This is a genomic window from Pedobacter petrophilus (assembly GCF_009674725.1).
GTDB classification, from domain to species: Bacteria; Bacteroidota; Bacteroidia; order Sphingobacteriales; family Sphingobacteriaceae; genus Pedobacter; species Pedobacter petrophilus.
This window is the reverse complement of record NZ_WKKH01000106.1, coordinates 1-2,300: the sequence shown is the minus strand read 5'-3', so window position 1 is coordinate 2,300 and position 2,300 is coordinate 1. Positions and strand designations below refer to the sequence as shown.

Below are 2,300 nucleotides of genomic sequence, written 5' to 3'. Positions count from 1 at the left end.
TCCGATGGTTAAATCTGCACCTGCATAGGTTAAAGTATAATTACCGTTCAGTGCAAGTGTACCTTGGTTGATCGCATAGTTGCCTACATTTTCTCCTGGTTGTCTGGTTAAGCTTCCTGTGAAACTATCACCTGTTTGCAACGCCGGACTGAAAGTATAAGTCAGTGCCGGATCAGCATCGCCAAAGGTTTTGCTTTTTGCATCGGCAGTTACCGTGATGGCTTTTGCTCCGATGGTTAAATCTGCACCTGCATAGGTTAAAGTATAATTACCGTTCAGTGCAAGTGTACCTTGGTTGATCGCATAGTTGCCTACATTTTCTCCTGGTTGTCTGGTCAAACTTCCTGTGAAACTATCACCTGTTTGCAACGCCGGACTGAAAGTATAAGTCAGTGCCGGATCAGCATCGCCAAAGGTTTTGCTTTTCGTTGCCGCCGTTACCGTGATGGTTTTTGCTCCGATTGTTAAATCTGCACCTGCATAGGTTAAAGTATAATTACCGTTCAGTGCAAGCGTTCCCTGGTTGATCGCATAAGTGCCTACGTTTTCTCCCGGCTGTCTGGTTAAGCTTCCTATGAAGGTATCGCCTGTTTGTAATGCCGGACTAAAAGTGTAAGTTAATGCTGGATCAGCATCGCCAAAGGTTTTGCTTTTCGCTGCCGCAGTTACCGTGATGGCTTTTGCACCGATCGTTAAATTAGCACCTATGTAGGTTAATGTATAATTACCATCTAAGGCTAACGTACCTGTGTTAATGGCATAAGTGCCTGCATCTTCTCCCGGCTGTCTGGTTAAGCTTCCTGTGAAAGTATCGCCAGTTTGTAACGCCGGGCTGAAAGTATAAGTCAATGCCGGATCAACATCGCCAAAAGTTTTGCTTTTTGCTACCGCTGTAACTGTTATTGCTTTTGCACCAATCGTTAAGTTAGCACCTATGTAGGTTAATGTATAATTACCATCTAAGGCTAACGTACCTTGGTTGATCGCATAAGTGCCTGCATTTTCTCCGGGTTGTCTGGTTAGGCTTCCTGTGAAAGCATCGCCAGTTTGTAACGCCGGGCTGAAAGTATAAGTCAGTGCCGGATCAGCATCACCAAAGGTTTTGCTTTTCGTTGCCGCCGTTACCGTGATGGTTTTCGCTCCGATTGTTAAATCTGCACCAACATAAGTTAAAGTATAATTACCGTTCAGTGCAAGCGTACCTTTGTTTATCGCATAAGTGCCTACGTTTTCTCCAGGCTGTCTGGTTAAGCTTCCGGTAAAGCTATCGCCTGTCTGTAACGCCGGACTGAAAGTATAAGTCAACGCCGGATCAGCATCGCCAAAGGTTTTGCTTTTCGCTGCCGCTGTAACTGTTATTGCTTTCGCACTAATTGTTAAATCTGCACCAACATAAGTTAAAGTATAATTACTGTTCAGTGCAAGCGTTCCCTGATTAATCGCATAAGTGCCTGCATTTTCTCCGGGTTGTCTGGTCAGTGATCCTGTGAAAGTATCGCCAGTTTGTAATGCCGGACTGAAAGTATAAGTCAGTGTAGGATCAGCATCGCCAAAGGTTTTGCTTTTTGCATCGGCAGTTACCGTGATGGCTTTTGCTCCGATCGTTAAGTTAGCACCTATGTAGGTTAATGTATAATTACCGTTTAATGCAAGCGTACCCTGGTTGATCGCATAAGTACCTGCATTCTCTCCCGGTTGTCTGGTGAGTGATCCTGTGAAAGTATCTCCAGTTTGCAACGCCGGGCTGAAAGTATAAATCAACGCCGGATCAGCATCGCCAAAGGTTTTGCTTTTCGCTGCTGCCGTTACTGCAATGGTTTTTGCTCCGATTGTCAAATCTGCACCTGCATAGGTTAAAGTATAATTACCGTTCAGTGCAAGCGTACCTGGGTTGATCGCATAGTTGCCTACATTTTCTCCAGGTTGTCTGGTCAGTGATCCCATGAAAGTATCGCCTGTTTGTAATGCCGGACTGAAAGTATAAGTCAACGCCGGATCAGCATCGCCAAAGGTTTTGCTTTTCGCTGCCGCAGTTACCGTGATGGCTTTCGCTCCGATTGTCAAATCTGCACCTTCATAGGTTAAAGTATAATTACCGTTCAGTGCAAGCGTACCTGGGTTGATCGCATAGTTGCCTACATTTTCTCCAGGTTGTCTGGTCAGTGATCCCGTGAAAGTATCGCCTGTTTGTAATGCCGGACTGAAAGTATAAGTCAACGCCGGATCAGCATCGCCAAAGGTTTTGCTTTTCGCTGCCGCAGTTACCGTGATGGCTTTCGCTCCGATTGTCAAATCTGCAC

The 2,300-nt window shown here is 45.5% G+C and carries 1 protein-coding gene; it reads right to left on the bottom strand.

Going from position 1 to position 2,300, the window contains the following annotated elements; translation table 11 throughout:
• Positions 1-2,300, bottom strand: a 2,300-nt coding sequence (locus GJU39_RS23470) for an MBG domain-containing protein (protein ID WP_280790428.1), incomplete at both ends; no start/stop codon positions are given.